At 72.3% G+C, this 19,479-nt stretch carries 20 protein-coding genes; 12 read left to right on the top strand and 8 right to left on the bottom strand.

The annotated features are described in order from the left end of the window. Window positions 1-406, bottom strand: a 406-nt coding sequence (locus ACTIDRAF_RS0208180; RefSeq protein ID WP_026065896.1) for an aminoacyl-tRNA deacylase, incomplete at its 3' end; no start/stop codon positions are given. 222 nt (window positions 407-628) lie between these two features. Between ACTIDRAF_RS0208180 and ACTIDRAF_RS0208175 the strand changes: the two genes are divergently transcribed. Further along, a complete protein-coding gene (locus ACTIDRAF_RS0208175; RefSeq protein WP_016698244.1) occupies window positions 629-1,291 on the top strand; it encodes a sigma-70 family RNA polymerase sigma factor in 663 nt (220 codons plus the stop codon). Then, entirely contained in the window at window positions 1,288-1,629 is a 342-nt protein-coding gene (gene rsrA / locus ACTIDRAF_RS0208170; RefSeq protein ID WP_016698243.1) for a mycothiol system anti-sigma-R factor, read from the top strand. Before ACTIDRAF_RS0208175 ends, rsrA begins: the two co-directional genes overlap by 4 nt. A gap of 68 nt (window positions 1,630-1,697) precedes the next feature. On the opposite strand, the gene ACTIDRAF_RS35540 is transcribed toward rsrA, so the two are convergent. Further along, window positions 1,698-1,772 carry a 50S ribosomal protein bL37 gene (locus tag ACTIDRAF_RS35540; RefSeq protein WP_372493020.1) on the bottom strand — a complete coding sequence of 25 codons (75 nt, stop codon included), beginning with the start codon at window positions 1,770-1,772 and terminating at the stop codon, window positions 1,698-1,700. 380 nt (window positions 1,773-2,152) lie between these two features. On the opposite strand from ACTIDRAF_RS35540, the gene ACTIDRAF_RS0208165 reads away from it, so the two are divergent. Next, window positions 2,153-2,368 (top strand): biotin/lipoyl-binding carrier protein, encoded by a 216-nt coding sequence (locus ACTIDRAF_RS0208165; protein WP_016698242.1) that lies wholly within the window; start codon window positions 2,153-2,155, stop codon window positions 2,366-2,368. Window positions 2,369-2,415: 47 nt separating this feature from the next. Next, a complete protein-coding gene (locus tag ACTIDRAF_RS0208160; RefSeq protein WP_026065895.1) occupies window positions 2,416-3,912 on the top strand; it encodes a sensor histidine kinase in 1,497 nt (498 codons plus the stop codon). A gap of 243 nt (window positions 3,913-4,155) precedes the next feature. On the opposite strand, the gene ACTIDRAF_RS0208155 is transcribed toward ACTIDRAF_RS0208160, so the two are convergent. Together ACTIDRAF_RS0208155 and ACTIDRAF_RS0208150 are read right to left on the bottom strand one after the other, a co-directional pair. Beyond that, entirely contained in the window at window positions 4,156-4,410 is a 255-nt protein-coding gene (locus ACTIDRAF_RS0208155; RefSeq protein ID WP_016698240.1) for a WhiB family transcriptional regulator, read from the bottom strand. Between the two features lie 280 nt (window positions 4,411-4,690). After that, complete coding sequence (locus ACTIDRAF_RS0208150; RefSeq protein WP_016698239.1) at window positions 4,691-5,611, bottom strand: diacylglycerol/lipid kinase family protein; 921 nt, start codon at window positions 5,609-5,611, stop codon at window positions 4,691-4,693. 181 nt (window positions 5,612-5,792) lie between these two features. Between ACTIDRAF_RS0208150 and ACTIDRAF_RS27825 the strand changes: the two genes are divergently transcribed. After that, window positions 5,793-6,263, top strand: a complete 471-nt coding sequence (locus ACTIDRAF_RS27825) for a hypothetical protein (protein WP_016698238.1) — start codon at window positions 5,793-5,795, stop codon at window positions 6,261-6,263. Window positions 6,264-6,313: 50 nt separating this feature from the next. Beyond that, window positions 6,314-6,796: a GNAT family N-acetyltransferase gene (locus ACTIDRAF_RS0208140; RefSeq protein ID WP_016698237.1), complete on the top strand. Its 483-nt coding sequence runs from the start codon at window positions 6,314-6,316 to the stop codon at window positions 6,794-6,796. Window positions 6,797-6,986: 190 nt separating this feature from the next. On the opposite strand, the gene ACTIDRAF_RS0208135 is transcribed toward ACTIDRAF_RS0208140, so the two are convergent. The 3 genes from ACTIDRAF_RS0208135 to ACTIDRAF_RS0208125 form a co-directional block, all read right to left on the bottom strand. After that, entirely contained in the window at window positions 6,987-7,520 is a 534-nt protein-coding gene (locus ACTIDRAF_RS0208135; RefSeq protein ID WP_016698236.1) for a GNAT family N-acetyltransferase, read from the bottom strand. A gap of 30 nt (window positions 7,521-7,550) precedes the next feature. After that, window positions 7,551-8,195 carry a histidine phosphatase family protein gene (locus ACTIDRAF_RS0208130; RefSeq protein WP_157162914.1) on the bottom strand — a complete coding sequence of 215 codons (645 nt, stop codon included), beginning with the start codon at window positions 8,193-8,195 and terminating at the stop codon, window positions 7,551-7,553. Window positions 8,196-8,420: 225 nt separating this feature from the next. Continuing rightward, window positions 8,421-9,026, bottom strand: a complete 606-nt coding sequence (locus tag ACTIDRAF_RS0208125; protein ID WP_016698234.1) for a dTDP-4-dehydrorhamnose 3,5-epimerase family protein — start codon at window positions 9,024-9,026, stop codon at window positions 8,421-8,423. A gap of 494 nt (window positions 9,027-9,520) precedes the next feature. Here ACTIDRAF_RS0208125 and ACTIDRAF_RS0208120 point away from each other — a divergent pair, with 494 nt between their 5' ends. Both ACTIDRAF_RS0208120 and ACTIDRAF_RS0208115 read left to right on the top strand, forming a co-directional pair. Next, window positions 9,521-10,681 carry an NAD(P)-dependent malic enzyme gene (locus ACTIDRAF_RS0208120; RefSeq protein ID WP_016698233.1) on the top strand — a complete coding sequence of 387 codons (1,161 nt, stop codon included), beginning with the start codon at window positions 9,521-9,523 and terminating at the stop codon, window positions 10,679-10,681. A gap of 563 nt (window positions 10,682-11,244) precedes the next feature. Further along, complete coding sequence (locus ACTIDRAF_RS0208115) at window positions 11,245-14,142, top strand: sensor domain-containing protein (protein ID WP_016698232.1); 2,898 nt, start codon at window positions 11,245-11,247, stop codon at window positions 14,140-14,142. 84 nt (window positions 14,143-14,226) lie between these two features. Here the strand turns inward: ACTIDRAF_RS0208115 and ACTIDRAF_RS0208110 are convergent, their stop codons facing one another. Next, window positions 14,227-15,888, bottom strand: coding sequence for a bis-aminopropyl spermidine synthase family protein (locus ACTIDRAF_RS0208110; RefSeq protein ID WP_026065893.1), 1,662 nt, complete (start codon window positions 15,886-15,888; stop codon window positions 14,227-14,229). Window positions 15,889-16,027: 139 nt separating this feature from the next. Between ACTIDRAF_RS0208110 and ACTIDRAF_RS0208105 the strand changes: the two genes are divergently transcribed. Genes ACTIDRAF_RS0208105 through ACTIDRAF_RS0208090 form a run of 4 tightly spaced genes read left to right on the top strand, consistent with a single transcriptional unit; the run spans window position 16,028 to window position 19,425 of the window. Further along, complete coding sequence (locus ACTIDRAF_RS0208105; RefSeq protein WP_016698230.1) at window positions 16,028-17,137, top strand: ABC transporter ATP-binding protein; 1,110 nt, start codon at window positions 16,028-16,030, stop codon at window positions 17,135-17,137. A gap of 2 nt (window positions 17,138-17,139) precedes the next feature. After that, on the top strand, window positions 17,140-17,808 hold the full coding sequence (locus tag ACTIDRAF_RS0208100) for an ABC transporter permease (protein WP_026065892.1): 669 nt from the start codon (window positions 17,140-17,142) through the stop codon (window positions 17,806-17,808). Next, window positions 17,805-18,587, top strand: coding sequence for an ABC transporter permease (locus ACTIDRAF_RS27820; protein ID WP_083886168.1), 783 nt, complete (start codon window positions 17,805-17,807; stop codon window positions 18,585-18,587). The genes ACTIDRAF_RS0208100 and ACTIDRAF_RS27820 overlap by 4 nt, the downstream gene beginning before the upstream one ends. Beyond that, window positions 18,520-19,425, top strand: coding sequence for an ABC transporter substrate-binding protein (locus ACTIDRAF_RS0208090; RefSeq protein WP_245533473.1), 906 nt, complete (start codon window positions 18,520-18,522; stop codon window positions 19,423-19,425). Before ACTIDRAF_RS27820 ends, ACTIDRAF_RS0208090 begins: the two co-directional genes overlap by 68 nt. The last annotated feature ends 54 nt before the right edge of the window (window positions 19,426-19,479 follow it).

Raw genomic sequence — 19,479 nt, 5'->3', positions numbered from 1 at the left:
GGCCGCGGCGGCCGCCGCTGCAGAAGATGGTGTCGAACTCCTCGGCGGTGACGTCGAGCACCAGTGGGAGACGTCGACGCTGCCCGAGCGGCGAGATGCCCCCGGCGACGTACCCGGTGGCGCGTTCGGCGTCGGCCACCTCCGCCAGCCGCGCCTTCTTCATCCCCACGGCGGCGGCGAGCGCCTTGAGGTCCAGCTGCCTGGTCACCGGGATGACCCCGATCAGCAGGGTGCCGGCCGAGTCGGCCACCAACGTCTTGAACACCCGCTCCGGTGGGACGCCCAGCGCCTCGGCCGCTTCCAGCCCGTACGACTCGTGCCTGGGGTCGTGGTCGTAGGAGTGCAGCGTGTGCGGCACGCCTCGTCTGCTCACCAGGGTGGTCGCCGGTGTCCCCTGTCCCGCCATGCCGGAATGGTAGGCGGTCCGGACGAGGGGAGGACGGGGTGACGACGGGCACCCCCGGGGAATGCGCGCGGCGCGGGTGGCGTTGGGCTGGACGTGGTCACAGATGTCGTAACGCGCGAATGCGGGCACGACGACGTAGGGTTGGCGGCGGTCGCCGGCCAGCGTGGTCGGCCCACGTCGAGGGTGACCGCCGGGCTGTCCGCGCGGCGGGGAAGGAGGCCGGTGACCGGGAGGTCCGAAGCCGGGCGCCCCGCCAGCGGGGGCCCGTCCTCGCGGGGCGAGGACCAGCCGGCGGAGAGCGCCGCCGAACGGGCGGCGCGGTTCGAACGGGACGCCATGCCCCTGCTCGACCAGCTCTACGGCGCTGCCCTGCGGATGACCAGGAACGCCGCCGACGCCGAGGACCTCGTCCAGGAGACGTTCCTCAAGGCCTACGCGGCCTTCGAGTCGTTCGCGTCCGGCACGAACCTCAAGGCGTGGCTGTACCGCATCCTGACCAACACCTACATCAACGGCTACCGCAAGAAGCAGCGGCAGCCCCAGCAGCAGCCGACCGACGAGATCGCCGACTGGCAGCTGGCCCAGGCCGAGAGCCACACCTCGCAGGGGCTGCGCTCCGCCGAGGTGGAGGCGCTGGACCGGTTGCCGGACACCGCGGTCAAGGCGGCGTTGCAGGAGCTCGCCGAGGACTTCCGGATGGCCGTCTACCTCGCGGATGTCGAGGGCTTCTCCTACAAGGAGATCGCGGAGATCATGGGAACACCGATCGGAACAGTGATGTCCCGACTGCACCGAGGCCGGGCACAGCTGCGCGAGCTGCTCACGGACGTGGCGAGGGACCGTGGATTTCTCCGGTCGGGGCAGCGGGAGGTGACTGGCTCGTGAGTTGTGGCGACGCGACGACACCGTGTCACGAGGTCCTTGGCGAGCTGTGGCTGTACCTCGACCACGAGTGCGACGAGAAGCGCCGGGAGGTGCTGCAACGGCACCTGGACGAGTGCGGCCGATGCCTGGAGCACTTCGGGATCGAGGAACACCTGAAGGAGCTGTTGGCCCGCAAGTGCGGTGGTGAGCAGGCCTCGGAGGACTTCAAACAGCGGCTGCGGGCCTCCATCAGGGAGACGGTGCTCGCGCAGGCCGAGGTGACGGTGGAGCCCGCCGAGGGCGGTGCCCGCACCGTGGAGGTCACCCTCACCAACCAGCGGGTGGACGAGGAGGCCTGACCGCCACGGCGGCACGTCGAACAGCGACGGGGGCCCGGAGCGTGTGCTCCGGGCCCCCGTCGTCGGCTTCAGGAGTTGGGCCGCTTGCCGTGGTTGGCCTTGTTCTTCTTCCGGTCACGCTTCTTGCGCGCACGCTTTCCCATGCGTTCCTCCTTCGTGGGGCCTCCACACGCCTCGCCGTCGTGGAGGAGCGACCGGTACCGCCAGGCGGAGCCGGGCGCAGGTCTGCCCGTCAGTTTGACACCCGGCCCGGGTTGGCCCGGCCGGGGGTTGCCCTGCTGGCGTTCCCGGGCCCGGGGGAACCGCGACCACGGCGCGCCGGGCCGGCACGGGCCGTCGACCGGGGTTGGGCGGGAGCCCGGGGGACGCGGCGGGCGGGGTGCGCGAGGGCCGGGGTGGGTAACCCCGTTCCAGGCCCAGAAGGGGGGACGGCGGTCTCCGCGCACGGGGGCCGGGCCGGAGATGGTGTGCCCAGGGGCGTGGTTGGATGTCGGAGGGGAACTCCGAGTGAAGGCGGGACGGTATGGCCGAGGAGATTCGGGCCGAGATCGTGGGAAACGTGCTCCAGGTGCTGGCGACCGAGGGGCAGGCCGTTGACGACGGGGACACCCTCGTGCTCCTCGAGTCGATGAAGATGGAGATCCCGGTGCTCACGGAGATCGCGGGAACCCTCTCCCGGCTGGCGGTCGCGGAGGGAGACGTCGTCCAGGAGGGCGACCTGATCGCCATCGTCGAGTGACGGAGAGACCGTGACCGGAACCTTCATCTCTGGACGGGGTGGTGGCCTTGTCCACGCTCAGTGACCTGCTCGCCGAACACACCACCTTGTCGGACGGTGTCGTGGACCACCTGCAGATGGTGGTCGCGGAGTGGCAGCTGCTGTCCGACCTCTCCTTCGCGGACTTCCTGTTGTGGACGCCGGTGGAGGACGCCGACGGCGAGGTCGACGACGGACGGTTCCTCTGCGTGGCGCAGGCCCGGCCCACCACGGCGCCGACGGCGCATCCCGAGGACCTGGTGGGCGGCGTCGTCACCTCCGTCGAGCACCCCCAGCTCCGGCGCGCCGTCCTCGACGGGCGCATCTGCCGGGAGGAGGAACCGAAGTGGCACCTCGGGGTGCCCGTCCGCCGGGAGACCATCCCGGTCCGGTACGGCAACCAGGTGGTGGCCGTGCTGAGCCGGGACACGAACCTGGCGATGCCGAGGGTCCCCAGCCCCTTGGAGATCTCCTACCTCGGCAGCGCCTCCGACCTGTGCCAGATGGTGGCCGACGGGAGTTTTCCCACGAGTGAACCCGCCCCGGACGTGCACACCAGCCCCCGGGTCGGTGACGGCCTGATCCGGCTGGACGCCACGGGATCGGCGGTCTTCGCCAGCCCGAACGCCCTGTCCGCGTACCACCGGATGGGGCATGCGGCGGACCTCCTGGGCACCCAGCTCGCACCGCTCACCCGGGCGTTGATCTCCGACCCGTTCGACGCCACGGAGGTGGCCCAGCGCATCCGGTTGGCCGTCGACGGCCAACCGAGCATGCGGATGGAGGCGGAGGCCAGGGGCGCCACCGTGCTCTTCCGCGCGCTGCCGCTGCGACCGCGAGGACAGGCGGCGGGAGCGCTCGTGCTGGTGCGTGACGTCACCGACCTGAAGCGGCGCGACCGGGCCCTGATGTCAAAGGACGCCACGATCCGCGAGATCCACCACCGGGTGAAGAACAACCTCCAGACGGTCGCCGCGTTGCTGCGGCTCCAGTCGAGGAGGATGTCCACGCCGGAGGCGCGGCAGGCCCTCCAGGAGTCCATGCGACGGGTGACGTCGATCGCGTTGGTGCACGAGACCCTGTCGATGTCGGTGGACGAGCGGGTCGACCTCGATGACGTGATCGACCGGGTGATCCCCATGATGAGCGACGTCGCGGCCGCGGAGAGCCGGGTGGCGGTGCGCCGGGACGGCCGGTTCGGGGTCGTTCCGGCCGAACTGGCCACTCCGTTGGTGATGGTGCTGACCGAACTGGTGCAGAACGCCATCGAGCACGCGTTCAGCCGTGGGCAGCGCGGGGATGTCTCGTTGTCGGCGAGCCGCTCGGCGAAGTGGCTGGACGTGCTGGTCAACGACAACGGCAAGGGGCTACCGGCCGGGTTCTCCCTCGAACGCGCCGACGGGCTCGGCCTCCAGATCGTGCGCACGCTGGTGGATTCCGAGCTCCAGGGGTCGTTGAGCCTGCGGAGGGGTGAGCCGGTGGGGACGCAGGCGGTCCTGCGTGTTCCGCTCAAGCGCCGCCGGTGACGGCCGGGACTCCGCCGGATGGCGGAGGTCACTGCGCCGTCCGGGGTGACGCACCGCCACCGGCGGGGGTAACGGTGCGACGAAGTCGCCACGTCGGTCCGTTGTCGGCCGCGGCTTTTGTGGGGCCGGTGGAATCGTCTCGATTCCACCGGTGCATGACGGCTTCGCGGGAAGGGAAATGCCCCGAACATGAAAACGCCGAGAGCTCGGGGGCTCTCGGCGTGATCAGAGGGTTCGCGCGGCTCAGGCGTTGCTCCGTGCGCGGGTCCGGGCGTTGCGCCGCTTCAGCGCGCGCCGCTCGTCCTCGCTCATTCCGCCCCAGACGCCTGCGTCCTGCCCGCTCTCCAAAGCCCAGGTCAGGCACTCGGAGGACACCGGGCACCGTCGGCAGACGGCCTTCGCCTCGGCGATCTGCAGGAGGGCGGGACCGCTGTTGCCCACGGGGAAGAACAGCTCAGGGTCCTCGTCACGGCAGGCCGCGCGGTGGCGCCAGTCCATTGTTACGTGCTCCTCGCTAGGCGCGATGCAACGCGCCGGTCGTTGTTCGGGGGTAAGTGTGGCGGGTGCTTGTGAAGGCTTTCACGTGCCTTGCCTTGTGAATGCTTTCACGAACTGGCGCAATGTCAAGGGGTTAGATCCAATCGGGTGAGGCAACTCACCTGTAAGATCAATTTTGATCACGCTGAGTAGCTACGAGTGCGGCCAAGTCGGGGAGCTCGCCGGCCGACCCACACCCTATGGCGGTATGACACTCGCGCCCGTTGTGATTGCCCGCGAATCAGACTACTACCTGTAGGGCGTTTCGTGTTGCGGAGAACTCGATCGTGGTGTGGTGCCCGAGGAAGTCGCCGTCCACCTGGAGCCCCGTGGGCAGCGCGCAACGGACCACGACCGAGGGCACGTCGTCCACCCGCAACACCGCGCGCCCCTTCGGTTCCCGCTTCGAGCTGATCACCTGCCCGAGGTGTCGGAGCACGGTCGGCAGCGCGGTGGACCGGAGGCCGAAGACGCCGAGCCCGCCGTCGAAGGAAGCACCGGGGTTCACGTGCAGGGGACGGCGGCCGAGGTAGGTCCAGGGGTCGGTGTTCGACACGAACGCCAGGTGGAGCCCGGTCTCGGGCTCCCGGCCGGGCAGGGTGGCGGTGATCCGGGGACGGCGACCGACGAGCCGGAAGTAGTTGGCCACCGCGATGCGCACGTAACGGGCGGCGCTCGCCTCGTGGCCCCTGGCGCGGAGGCGCTCGACGCCGGCGATCACGTCGGCGTCCCAGCCCACCCCCGCGTTGAACGTGAACCACCTGCCGTTGGCGCGACCGAGGCCCACCCGGCGGGACCGCCCCTCCTCGATCGCGGTGAGCAGCTGGTGCGTCGCCTCGACGGGGTCCCGGGGCATGCCGAGCGCCCGGGCGAAGACGTTGCCCATGCCACCGGGAACCACGCCCAACGCGGGGACGTCGTCCCGGACACCACGGCGCAGCAGGCCGTTGACCACCTCGTTCACCGTGCCGTCACCGCCGAGGGCGACGACGAGGTCCACGCCGTCGTCCATGGCCCGCGCGGCCGCGTCCGCGGCATGCCCCCGGTAGTCCGTCTCGGCGACCTCCAGCCGCACCGTGCTCGCCAGTGCGTGCGCGAGCACATCCCGAACCCCCGACGTCGTGGAGGTGGCCTGCGGGTTGACCACGAGGAGCGCGCGCACGCATCGCAGGGTAGGCCAGTCCGTCGCGTGATCGCGCGTCGCCTGTGCGGGCGACGCCCGGCGCGCGCCGTGACGGGCGCCCCGCACCGCCCGGGCCGGGCCGCGCCACGGAGAACCCGCGCTGGCCGGGGTTATCATCGGCGTTCGGAAATTCCCGATACCCATCCCGTGAGGTGTCCCCGTGCGTTCCGAGCCACCGCCGCGGTCCGTCCGACTCGCCGGACTCCTCGTCGCCCTCCAGGGGCTCGGGGGTCTCGGCTTCGTCGCGGTCTTCCTCACCAGGGAGGTCGGCGGTGTCGGGCAGGAGACCGGTGGGAGCGGGTTCGGCCACGTCGCCTACTTCAGCCTGCTCAGCCTCGGCGTGCTCGCCATCGCCGCCGGGCTGCTGCGCGGTAGACCGTGGGCCAGGACCCCGGCGCTCTTCGTGCAGATCCTGCTGTTCGCCGTCGCCTGGTACGCCTTCGGGCCCTCCGAGCAGCGGCTCGCGGGCCTCGCCCTCGGTGCCGTCTGCGTGGCGACCTTCGTCGCGCTGTGCACCATCAGGGCCCGGCTCTGGGCGGTCAACCTGACCGAGGAGGAGCTGGCGCGGCGGGCCGGGGAGCCGCTCCCCGCCGGGACGGGGCCGGAGGACGGGAGCTCCGGGAACTCCTGACCGCCGCGACCGTCCCGTCGCTCCGGACAGGGACGCCGAAAGGACCTCCGATGCGTTTTCGCGAGGCGGACGCCACCGACTGGCCGAAGATCTGGCCCTTCTGGCACCGGATCGTGGCCGAGGGCGAGACCTACATGCTGCCCGATGTCGGTCCGGACGAGGCGGCCCGCTACTGGATGCTCCCCCCGCCCGCGAAGGTGTACGTCCTCGAGGAGGACGGGCGGGTCCTGGCCTCGGCCCTGCTCAAACCGAACCAACCGGCCGGGGGCGACCACGTGGCCAACGCCTCCTTCATGGTCGACCCGGACCAGGCCGGCCGAGGGCTCGGGCGCCGCCTGGCCGAGTGCGTCCTCACGGCGGCGGGCGAGGCCGGCTACCTCGCGATGCAGTTCAACGCCGTCGTCGAGACCAACACCCACGCGGTTCGGCTGTGGAAGTCGCTCGGCTTCGAGGTGCTGGCGACCGTTCCCGACGCCTTCCGCCACCCCCGGCACGGCCTGGTCGGTGCGCACATCATGCGCCGCGCGCTCTGAGCCGAACCAGGCCGAGGGGACCGGCGCTGCGCCGGTGGCTGCGCATCCCACCTGACACCCGCGGCGCCGACCGACGCCCTCCAACAGGCGATCGCGTGCCGCCGGACCGGAGCGACCGCACCTGGTGGGCGCCGGCAGGCGGTGCCGTCTCCCTCGCCGGGTCGACCCCCGGAGGGCGTGCCCGGCGTCGTCAGGAAGACCCCGTCGGGAGCGGAGCCGCCTTCCCCGCCTCCTCGGACGCAGCCGCCGAGCCCAACGCGGCCAGCGGGGTTCCGGTGAGGCGGAACACGGTCCACCCGTCCATCGGCACGGCACCGAGGGACCGGTAGAAGGCGATCGTCGGTTCCAGCCAGTTCAGCACCGACCACTCCAGGCGGGCGTAGCCGCGCTCGACGCAGAGCTCCGCCAGGGCGGCGAGCAACGCCCGCCCCAAGCCCTCCCCCCGCCGGTCGGGCGTGACGAACAGGTCCTCCAGGTAGATGCCGTGGGAGCCCCGCCACGTCGAGAAGTTCAGGAACCACAGCGCGAAGCCCACGACCTCGCCGTCCACCTCGGCGACGTGGCCGAACAGGGCACGTTCGGGACCGAACAACGCGGTGCGCAGGGCGTCGTCGGTCAGGTGGCACTCGTGCGCCGCCTTCTCGTGCGCGGCCAACCGGTGCGCCAGTTCCACGACGCGGGTGACGTCACGGGGTTCGACACGGCGAACGCGGGAATCGGGCATGATCGTGGGAACGCCTTCCTCGACGGGGACCTACCGGCCCCAGGATCCCAGGTTCAGCGCCTGGAGCTGCGGCGTCCCCCTGTCGACCCCCAGCACCGCCGCGCCCCCGGTCAGCATCGAGAAGTGCGCGGCGGTGGAGAACGGGAGCCCGAGCCAGCGGGCGATCAACACCCGGCTGAGATGGCCGTGACCGACCAGGACGACGTCCCGGTGCGGGAGCACCGCCCGGACCCGGAGCAGGACGCGGTCGGCGCGGGACGTCACCTGGCTCGCGGACTCGCCGTGGGGAGCGGGGTGGGTCCAGATCGACCACCCGGGGAGCTCGCGGCGGATGTCGGCGGTCGTCCTGCCCTCGTAGTCCCCGTAGTCGAGCTCGCGGAGGTCGTCACTGACCTCGGCGGAGCCGAGCCCCGCGAGTTCCGCCGTCCTGAGGGCGCGCTGTCGCGGGCTGACGAGCACCAGCGGCGAAGGACCGGTCGGGAGCACCTCGCGGAGCACCTCACCGGCCCGCACCGCCTGTTCCTCACCCGTCGGCGTCAGGGGGACGTCGGTGCGCCCGGTGTGGCGACCCACGCGCGACCAGGGCGTCTGCCCGTGGCGGACGAGGAACACCCGGGGACGGCGGTCCCCGTGGCGGACGTCGGGCGGGCCCGCCGGGGGCTCCGGCCCGCTCACGCCGGCCGTCCCGAGCGCGGTGGCGCACCCGCCCCCGACCACGTCCCTGGGACGGGGGGTCCGGGGTGGCGCGGGGCGCGGGCGCCGGCCCCACGGGTGTCGGGTGGCAACGGGGGCATGGGTCCTCCCTGCTGGCGGCCCGGGTACCGCGTCGACGTGCCGGACCCTACTCGGGGCGGCGCCCGTGCACCGCCCGACACGGCGCAGGGCGTGGAGCCCCACGTCTCAGTCCTGCCCCGGGGCGGGCCTCTCGTACCAGGCGACGCAGTCCTCGTACCGGGGCAACAGCCCCGCAGCCTCGGCCTCCCGCAGGGCCGGCGCGTTCCGGTCCTTGTCGGACAGGACCAGCCCGTCGTGGGGGAGCGGAAGTCCGAGCTCGGGGTCCAGGGGGTTGATGCCGTGCTCGGAGGCCGGCCGGTACCCGGTCGAGCAGAGGTAGGTCATGAGGGTGTCGTCCTCGAGCGCGACGAACGCGTGGCCGAGGCCCTCGGCGAGGTAGAGCGCGTGGAAGTCGAGCGAGTCCAGCCGAACCGCCTCCCACCGGCCGAAGGTCGGGGAACCCACGCGGATGTCGACGACGATGTCCAGCAGCGCCCCCTGAGGGCAGTAGATGTACTTGGCCTGGCCCGGCGGCACGGCGGAGAAGTGCACACCGCGAACGGTGCCTCGCCGGGACACGCTGTGGTTGGTCTGGGCGAGCCGCAGCGGGCGCCCCACCGCCTCCACGAAGGCGTCCTCCTGGAACGGCGCCACGAACAGCCCGCGGTGGTCGGGGAAGACGGGGGGGATGAACTCGACGGCTCCGGCGATCTCAAGCTTGCGTACCTGCACACCGGGCAGCGTATGAGGTGCTCCTCGCCACCGGCGGAGGGGCCGGCCCGGCCGGCTGCCGGCAGGGGAGGACGTCGGGGTGAGCTGGGTGGACCGGCGGGGAGCCCGACGGGCATGGCGGGGGCGGCCCTCGTCCCGACCGTGCGTTCCGGCCCGGACGGCGCTGGTGGCCACGCACGCCGACAACCGGGTCACCCGCTGCGACCGGCAGCGAGGGGACTCCTCCAGGAGCGGGAACCTGAGCGCCGTCACGGAGCCGCGCCCGAACCAGGGACGGACGTCGTGGTGGGGACGTGCACGACCCCTCACCTTTCGCTGGCCCGGCCTTGGGGAACGCGCCGGCCCGCTGCCACACTGTCCGGCACCGCGTCGTCGCCGCGTGGCCAGACCCCGGGCCCGCGCCCACCGCCCCGCCCCGCCCAGTTCCCTGTCGGCCCACCGCGCCGCCCCCTCGCTGGAGCCCGGTGGCGGTGCCCTCGCTCAGTTAGGACGACATGACAACGCTGGACACGACCTCGCCGCTGACCGACTCCGAGATCCTCGAGGGACACCGGGGCGGAAAACTCGCCGTCAAGCTCACCCGCCCCCTGGTCGACGCCCGGGGCCTCTCGATCGCCTACACGCCCGGCGTGGCCAGGATGAGCCGTGCCATCGCCGACGACCCGACCCTGGCCACCACCCACACCTGGGCCGGTCGGTTGGTGGCCGTCGTCAGCGACGGGACCGCCGTGCTGGGCCTCGGCGACGTGGGGCCTCGTGCCGCGCTCCCCGTGATGGAGGGGAAGGCGGCGTTGTTCAAGGAGTTCGCCGGCCTCGACTCCATCCCCCTCGTGCTGGACACGACCGACGTCGACGAGCTCGTGGAGACGCTGGTGCGGCTCCGGCCCTCCTTCGGCGCGGTGAACCTGGAGGACGTCGCGGCCCCGAGGTGCTTCGAGCTGGAGGACCGCCTGGTCGAGGCGCTCGACTGCCCGGTCATGCACGACGACCAGCACGGCACAGCGATCGTGGTGCTCGCCGCGCTCCGGGGCGCCGCGACCGTGGTGGACCGGGCGGTGGAGTCGCTGCGGGTCGTGATCGCCGGTGCCGGAGCCGCCGGTGTCGCGTGCGCGCGCATCCTGCTGGCGGCCGGCGTCGCCGACGTCACGGTGCTGGACTCGCGGGGAGCGCTGCACCCGGGGCGTACCGACCTGAACCCGGTGAAGCGCACGCTGCTGGGCCGGACGAACCCGAGGGGGATCACCGGTGGACTGGCGGAGGCGCTCCCGGGGGCGGACGTCCTCGTCGGCCTGTCCTCCTCGCCTGTCCCCGAGGAGCTGGTCGCGTCGATGGCTCCAGGTGCCGTGGTGTTCGCGTTGTCCAACCCCGACCCGGAGATCCACCCCGACATCGCCGCGCGGCACGCATCGGTGGTCGCCACCGGGCGGAGCGACTTCCCCAACCAGATCAACAACGTGCTGGCCTTTCCCGGGGTGTTCCGCGGAGCGTTGGACGCTGGAGCCCGTCGCATCACCGAACCGATGAAGCTCGCGGCGGCGGAGGCCATCGCCCGGGTGGCCCTGCCAGGGCTGAGTGCGGAGCGGGTGGTCCCGAGCGTGTTCGACCCGGCGGTCGCTCCCGCGGTGGCCGAGGCGGTGGCGGACGCCGCCGGCTGAGCGGCTCGCCCGAAGGCCGGTCGTTCGCGGTGCGCGCCGCGGCCGACCGGCCCGCCCCGTTCCGCCGGCTCTCCGGCGAGCGAGCTCGTCGGAAAATCACTGAATTGTGCGAGTAGTTAGCCTCTAAACTCTCCCATCCGGATGAAGAAGTGTGCTGGCTGGTCACGTAGAGCTTCCGAAATCCACCCTTCCGCAGTTTGAGGGACCGATCTTCACGGGTGGGGCCGTGACGGAATGAACCTCGACGCTGGCCCGCCGCCACCGGGGGAGATACCTTGCAGCGACCAGGGTCGGGTCCGGGGCCCTCCGGACCCGGCATCGGGCGGACCCGCGTGCGGCTGGGAGGATCCGTCCGACGACCAGCGCACTTGACTCAAGCTTGACACTGAATGGATGTGGAGACTCGGGTGGCGGTCAACCGCGCGACTCCGGACGGTGTCCTTTCCCTCGCCCGTTCAGGGGGAAGCTCCACACCTGCCAATGGAGTACAACCGAATGTGTCCACTCGGCATGTTCGGTGGGACAACGCTCTGCCTCTGGGCGCCGTGCGGGAGGATGAGACCGTGACCGACCCGGCCCAGCGCGCCGAGATCAGCGTGGATGCGTGGCGCGCACGCTGCGGCGCAGCGGAGAACTCCCCGGAGGCCCAGGCCTCCACGCCCACCGAACTAGACCGGCTGACCGCGCTCACCGTTCCGGCGGCGCTGTGCAGCGATGGCGACGTCGTCGAGTACGCCAACGAACCCTTCGCCAGGTTGCTGGCGGCGGGCTGCGTCGACGACCTGATCGGCAAGGACCTCGACAGTTTCCTCGACCGAGGTGGCGCGTGCGGTGCGCACCGGCTCTCCCGCCTCGACGGTTCCGAGATCGCGGTACGGCTGTCGGTGTGGCCGACCGGCGGCGGGGACTCCGCCCTCCGCCTCGTGCTCTGCACCCCCTGCGCGGAGGAACGGCAGCCTGTCGCGGCCCTCCCCGGGTCCGTCTCCCCGACAGCGACCGGTGCCCGCGTGCCCACCGGGGAGTTCCCCGGCGTGGGCTGCCTGACCGATGTCCAGGACCTGGCGGAGGCGGAGCGGCTCGCCGGGGTGGGGAGCTGGACCTACAACCCCGCCACCGAGGAGATGGCCTTCAGCCAGGGCGCGTTGGAGATGTTCGCCCGCCACGGTTACGACCTGGACGACCCGCTGGCCAACGTGCACCCCAACGACCGGGACGCCACCGCCACCCTCATCAACGACGCCGGGCGCAACCGGATCGAGATGGAGCTGCGCGACCTCACGGGCGAGCACTTCTTCATGCTGCGCGCCCGCCCCGACTTCGACGAGTCCGGCGAGGTCGTCCGGTGGCTCGGCACGCTCCAGGACATCACCGCCATCCGGGAGAACGAGCGGCGGCTCCGCGAACGGCTCCGGCGTGCCGAGGACGCCGAACGGGTCGCCATGCTGGGCATCTGGGAGTGGGATCCGGCCACGGACGAGTGCCGGTGGTCCGAGACGATGGCGGCGCTCGTGGGAGTGTCCTCGGATCTGGACCTGACCTACGGCAGCTACCTCAGCTTCGTCCACCCCGACGACCGGCAGTGGGTGGACCGGCTCTGGCGCCAGCTCGCCATCAAGCACGAACCGGTGTCCTGCGAGCACCAGATGATCACCGCGGACGGCGCGGAACGGATCTTCCGGTGCAACGGCGCGGCCGTCACCGGCCCCGATGGCCGGGTGACCCTGGTGGGCACCGCCCAGGACGTGACCGAACACCGGGCCGCCGAGGCGATCGTGGAACGGTCCAGCCAGCGCTTCGCCGACCTCGTGTCGATCACCCCGGTGGGCATCGGGATCTTCGACCACTCCGAACGGCTGGTCGACGCCAACGACGCGCTGTGCGAACTGCTCGGCTACGACCTCGACCAGTTGCGGGGCATCACCGCCGAGGAGATGACCCATCCCGAGGACCGCCGCGCGCGGTCCCGCTCCGCCGCCTGGATCGCCGAGTCGGGGGAGAAGAGCTCGAAGGTCGCGCAGCGCCTCCTGGTGCGGTCCAGCGGGGAGCCCGTGTACTGCGAGCTGCACATCGCCATCTCCGTCCAGGACGACGGGAGCCGGTTCTGGCTCGTCGTCTTCCAGGACATCACCGAACGCCGCAGGACGGCGGAGGCGCTGCGCCACCAGGCGACCCACGACGACCTGACGGGCTTGCCCAACCGGGCGGCCGTCAAGGAGCTACTGGGAAAACTCCTGGTCACCGTCGACCCCGACCAACTCGCCGTGCTGTTCTGCGACATCGACAACTTCAAACGGGTCAACGACTCCCTGGGCCACGACGCGGGAGACGAACTGCTGGTGGCCCTGGCCCGCAGGCTGGAAGGGGGCCTGCCGCCGCACTGCACGGCCGCCCGGATCTCCGGTGACGAGTACGTGGTGATCTGCTCCAACGTCGCCGCCGTCGGGGGCGTCGACGCGCTCGCCACCCGGGTCGCCGGCCTGCTGCGCGCCGCGGTACCGGTCCACAACCAGCTGGTCCGCGTCTCGGCGTCCATCGGGGCGGCCGTTCCCACCGGCGCAACCGCCACCGGCGCGGACCTGCTGCGGTTCGCGGACGCGGCGATGTTCGAGGCGAAGCGGGAGGGCGCCGGGCGGGTGTCGCTGGCCAGCGCGGCCCTCATCGCCTCGGCGGACCGCCAGGTGCACCTGGAAGGGCAGCTGCGGGACGCGCTCAGCCGGGACGGCCTCACCCTGCACTTCCAGCCCGTCGTGGGGGCCGACGGGTCGGTGCGCACGGCGGAGGCCCTGGTGCGGTGGCCGCACCCCGACCGGGGCCTGCTGTACCCGGACATCTTCCTCCCGGTCGCCGAACAGGGCGACCTGCTCCGCGAACTCGACCGCTGGGTGCTCAGAACCGCGTTGCGGGAGGCCGCGTCCTGGCCCGAACCCGACGGGCGTCAGGTGGGGGTGGCGGTCAACCTGGCCGGACTCGTACCGGGTGTGCCCGACTTCGTCGAGTCCGTGGTCAACGCCGTGACGGAGAGCGGCATCGCCTGGGACCGGGTCATCCTCGAACTCGTCGAGACGAGCCTGATGGACCTGCCCTCCCGCGTGCTCAACGCGATGGGGCAGCTGGTGGACCGGGGCGTGCGGTTCGCCGTGGACGACTTCGGGACGGGCTACTCCTCCCTCGCCAGGCTCAAGGAGCTCCCGGCCCAGATCGTGAAGGTGGACCGCCAGTTCGTGTCCGGTGTGGGCACCGACCCCTCCGACTTCGCGGTGGCCCGCGCGGTGGTGGACATGGCCAGGGCGATGGGGCGCAGCTGCGTCGCCGAGGGCGTCGAGACGGCGACCCAGTTCCACGTGCTCCGCGGTGTCGGGGTCGACGCCTACCAGGGCTGGTTGTTCTCCCGGCCGGTTCCGCCCAAGGAGTTCAGGGCCGTCTTGGGACTCGGCCCCCTCCACGTGCCCAGGGCGGGCTGACCGGGAGCCGGCGGACCTGACCGGTGGGGGTGGCCGGCCCGGACTGGGGAGAGCCCGGTGGTCCGTGTGACGGGAGCAACCGGTTCAGCAGGCGCGCACCGCGGCCAGCAGGGCGGCCAGCCGGTGCCGGGGGAGGTCGATGAGCCGTTCGGTGAGGTCCTCCCGGTGCGGCGCCGACCGGCGCACCAGCTCCCGCGCCTCCTTCTTGTTCAGGGTGACCCCATCGGCCGCGCGCCGGCGGATCAGGGCCTCCCGCCACACGTTGTCGACCCGACCGTGCGCCCGGCGCAGCAGCTGGCGGGCGCACCACTCGCCCTCGGCCACGGTGCGCTCCTCGGGACGCGCCGGGTCCTCGACAGGGGTTGCCGCGATGACGGCCTGCCCCCGGCCCGGGACCCCTCGGTGGAAGCGGAGCTGGTACCGCCCCTCGAGCAGATCCGCCAGCCGGCGCTGCCCTCTCGCGTCCACCACGTCGGGATGGCCGTCCGGCACCAGCACCGCGACCCGGTCGGCCGAGGCCGCCAACAGGATCCGCAGCGGGCCGAAACCCTGGTCGCCGGTGGCGTCGGCGAGGAGCACACCCCCCGGTGACCGGACCGGCTCGGACCAGTCGACACGGCGCGGGGCGCTGTCGTCGTCGGGCGCGTCCACCAGGTCCCGCAGCCGGGACGCCCAGTCCGCCGCCCGCTCGGCCGAGCGACCGCCGGCCTCCACCGACTGCGCTCCGTGGGTGTAGATGTTGTTGGCGGTCTCCGGCGGCCGCCGGCCCGCTCCGCTGACCGGTCGGCAGACGTACAGGTCGCTGCTGCTGCCGATCGCCTGCGCCCCGACGTAGCGGTCGAAGTCGGGCAGGATCGCCTCGAACAGCAGACCGAGCCGGCCGAGCTGGCGCTGCACGGTCCACCCCAGGCGGGGGGTGCGCGCGCTGTGCCCGTAGGCCACGACCAGCCGTCCGGAGCTGGAGCGCAGCGCCTCGACGCCCCGCGCCGCGAACAGGCCGATGCCCTCCTCGGTGTAGGGCGGGTCGGTGAAGACGAGGTCCGCCTGTCGCACGGCGGTGGGCGGGAGCCCGAACCGCAGGTCGGCGTGCAGGCACCGGACACCCAGGCCGCGGCGGGTGGCGAGGGTGTCGATGTGCTCGAGCACGCGCTCGTCGAGGTCGACGACGGTGATGGGGAGGTTGGGGCACAGGGCCGAGAGGGCGAGTGAGGTGAGGTCGTGGTCGCCGAGGAACGTCACCCTCGCGTCCCCGAGGTCGTAGCAGCGGTGCAACCACAGCGCGCGGTTGACCACGCTCGTGGGCGTCGCCGGCACGTGGTCGAGGTGCGGGAGGGGCGGCGGGCCGGACGCGATGTCCTCGGTGGTGGTCGCCACCAGGTCGGCGTGGTCCTCGAAGCCGGGTTGCCGGGGCTCCGAGGGCGGGCGGGCGACCCGGCCGAGGAGCGGGCGGTACCGGGCCACGCTGCCCGGCCGGAGCCGGAACGTCTCCTCCTCACCCCGCCGGGAGGTCCGGTCCAGGTCGGGGCCGAGGGCGGCCCACAGCTCCTCCACCGTGCGCCGGGGCACCGCCGTCAACCGGACGGCGTCGGCGAGGGTCACCGGTCCCTCCGCGACCAGCGCGAGGACGGCGCGGACGCGGTCCCGGTGTATGCCGGCCTCGTGCAACAACCCGGCCACGGCGGCGGGTGCCGTGTTCGTCACGTCGCCCGGGTGTCCGGCGTTGGCGCTGTCCTGCGATGTGGCCACAGTTCTCCCACTCTACGGACGAGCCGCACCGGGGCACGTGCCCGGTGGCACTTTTGGTCGCAGTGGCGAGCCGTTCCGTCTAGGGTCGGGCGATGACTTCGGCCGGCGAGTGGCCGTGGCGAGAGCTTGGGGGGCTCGGTTGATCGAGTTCCAGTCGGTCACCAAGGCGTTCGACGACGGGACCGTCGCCGTGAACGACCTGGACCTGGCGGTGGAGGCGGGCACGATCACGGTGTTCGTGGGACCGTCCGGTTGCGGTAAGACGACCTCCCTGCGCATGGTCAACCGCATGGTGGAGCCCACCTCGGGTCGTGTCCTCGTGGACGGCCGTGACGTCCGGTCGGCGGACCCGGCGCTGCTCCGCAGGGGGATCGGGTACGTGATCCAACACGCCGGGCTGTTCCCGCACCGCACGGTGCTGGACAACGTCGCCACCGTGCCCCTGCTGGGCGGGTGGACGCGGCGGCGGGCGCGAGCGCGGGCGGCCGAGCTGTTGGAGGTCGTCGGTCTTCCCCAGGAAGTGGGACGCCGCTACCCGGCGCAGCTCTCCGGGGGCCAGCAACAGCGGGTCGGGGTCGCCAGGGCGTTGGCGGCGGACCCGCCCGTGCTGCTGATGGACGAGCCCTTCAGCGCGGTGGACCCGGTGGTGCGCGAGGGCCTCCAGGACGAGCTGCTGCGGTTGCAGAGCGAGCTGGACAAGACCGTCCTGTTCGTCACCCACGACATCGACGAGGCCGTGCGGGTGGGTGAGCGGGTGGCGGTGTTCGCCACGGGCGGGGTGCTCGCCCAGTACGCCGAACCGCCGGAGCTGTTGGCGCGGCCGGCCAACGACTTCGTCGCCGACTTCGTCGGCCGGGACCGGGGGTACTGGGGGCTGTCGTTCGTGGCGGGCGGTGCGTTGCGACCCGACGAGGTGGAGACCGTCACCGTCGGGGCGTCGGGCGTGGTGTCCGGCGACGAGTGGCTGTTGGCCCTCGACGAGGACGGGCGCCCCCGGGGCTGGCTGCGGCCGAGGGCCGTGGTGTCGGGGCCGCTCAGCGAGCAGGAGCTGGAGCCGGGTGGTTCCCTGCACACCCTCGGCCTGCCGCTGCGCGGTGCCCTCGACGCCGCGTTGTCCTCACCGTCGGGCCGGGGAGTGGTCGTGGACCGCGGCGGACGAGCCGTGGGCGTGGTGACGGCGCACCAGGTGCTCGAACTGCTGGCCGCCGAGCGGGCCGCCACCCAGGCCCGTCCGGAGGGCGGGCGGTGACCCTGGACGAGCTGGGTCGCTACCTCAGCAGCCCGAGCAACCGCGAGCAGCTCGTCGAGCAGTTCGGCCAGCACGTCTACCTGTCGCTGGTCCCGTTGCTGCTCGGGCTGCTGGTGGCCGTTCCGCTGGGGTGGGGAGCTCAGCGGCTCCCGCCGGTCCGGGCGGTGGTCTTCGGCGGGGCGAGCGTCCTCTACACCGTGCCGTCGCTGGCCCTGTTCGTGGTGATCCCCGGCATCATCGGGACCAGGACGTTGGACAGCGTCAACGTGGTCGTGGCGCTCACCCTGTACACCGCCGCCCTGCTGGTCCGGTCCGTGGTGGGAGCGTTGGACGCGGTTCCGGGACCGGTGACCGCCGCCGCCACCGCGATGGGGTACCGCCCACTGCGGCGGTTCCTCACCGTCGAGCTGCCCCTGGCCGTGCCCGTGCTGACCGCCGGGGTGCGGGTCGCCTCCGTGAGCAACATCAGCCTGGTCAGCGTGGGCGCGCTCATCGGAACGGGCGGCTTGGGCGTGCTGTTCACCGAGGGTTTCCGCACGCGGTACCTGGCGCCGATCCTGGTCGGGATCGTGCTGACGCTCCTCCTGGCCCTGGTGGTCGACCGGGCGCTGGTCCTGGCGCGGAACAGCCTGACCCCGTGGACGAGGCTGACCCCGGGAGGCAGCCGGTGATCCAGCAGCTCATCGAGTGGTTGGCCGACCCGGCCCACTGGCGCGGCCCGGACGGCATTCCGACGCGACTCCTGGAACACCTCTACTACTGCCTGGTCGCCGCCGGGTTCGCCACGCTCGTCGCCCTGCCCGCGGGTCTGTTCGTCGGGCACACCGGACGTGGCGGGACGCTGCTGGTCGGCGCCGGCAACGCGCTGCGGGCACTCCCGACGCTCGGCCTGGTCACCTTCCTCTACCTGGTCGTGGGCGGCACCCAGACCGCGACGTTGATCGGGCTCGTGGTGCTCGCGGTGCCGCCGATCCTCGCCGGCGCCTACTCGGGTGTGCAACAGGTGGACCGCCGGGTGGTGGACGCGGCCGTCGGTGTGGGGATGACCCGGTGGCAACGGCTCTGGCAGGTGGAGGTGCCCAACGCGATGCCGTTGATCCTCGGCGGCATCCGCAACGCGGTGTTGCAGGTGGTGGCCACCGCCGCCGTGGCCGCGTACGTGGGTCTGGGCGGGCTCGGGCGGTACGTGCTCGACGGGATCCGCGCCGTCGACTACCCGAAGGTGCTCGCCGGCGCGCTGCTGGTCGCCCTGTTGGCGATCCTGCTGGACGTGGTGCTCTCCGGGGTGCAGTGGCTCGTGGTGCCGGCCGGGTTGCGAACGGCTGGTGTGGGGGACGAAGGACGACGCCGGCCGAGACGGTCGGCACGACGGGAGGTTCGTGGTGAGACGACGGACACTGGTGGTGGCCGTGTCGACGGCCGCGCTGGCCACGGCCTGCGGAAGCGGTGACCCGCTTTCGGAGGGCGCTGGGCCCGGCAACGGCGGTGGGGGGTCGGCGACCGTCAGGGTCGGGTCGGCGGACTTCGCCGAGAACCAGATCCTGATGGAGATCTACGCCGAGGTGCTGCGGGAGACGGGGGCGGAGGTCACCACCGAGCCTGGTGTGGGCAGCCGGGAGTTCCTGGTCGGTGGCCTGGAGGACGGGTCGTTGACGGTCGTCCCCGAGTACACGGGCAACCTGTTGTACTACGTGGACACCGATGCGGGTGAGACGACTCCGGAGGACGTGTACGGGGCGCTCGCCGAGCGGTTGCCCGAGGGGCTCGCGGTGCTGGAGCAGGCGGACGCCCAGAACTCCGACGTCCTCACCGTCACGGAGGGCACGGCGGCGCGCTACGACCTGGAGACGCTGGACGACCTCGGTGAGGTCTGCGGTGAGCTGGTGCTCGGCGCGGCCGGCGAGTGGCGGGACCGGTGGGCGTCCCGCATCCAGGAGCTCTACGGGTGCGAGTTCGCCGAGATCCGCACGACCGACGCGGGCGGCCCGATCACGATCGACAACCTGGCGGACGGGACCGTGGACGTCGCGAACCTGTTCACCACGATGCCGGCGATCCAGGAGCACGGTTTCGTGGAGCTGGCGGACACCCGGCAGATGTACCCGGCGCAGAACGTCGTCCCCCTGGTCCGGGACGGGGCCCTCAGCGCGGAGCAGCAGGACGCGTTGAACGAGGTGAGCGCGCGGCTCAGCACCGACGACCTGACCGAGCTGGCCCGTCGGGTCGAGGTGGACCGGGAGAACTACGTCGACGTGGCCCGGGACTTCGTCGAGCGGATCCGCGGCTGAGCACCCGGGCGCGGGCTGCCACGGCGGTGGGGCGTGACCGGACTGGTCACGCCC

Source organism: Actinoalloteichus spitiensis RMV-1378 (assembly GCF_000239155.1).
GTDB lineage: Bacteria > Actinomycetota > Actinomycetes > Mycobacteriales > Pseudonocardiaceae > Actinoalloteichus_B > Actinoalloteichus_B spitiensis.
This window is presented reverse-complemented; position numbering and strand designations above follow the sequence as displayed.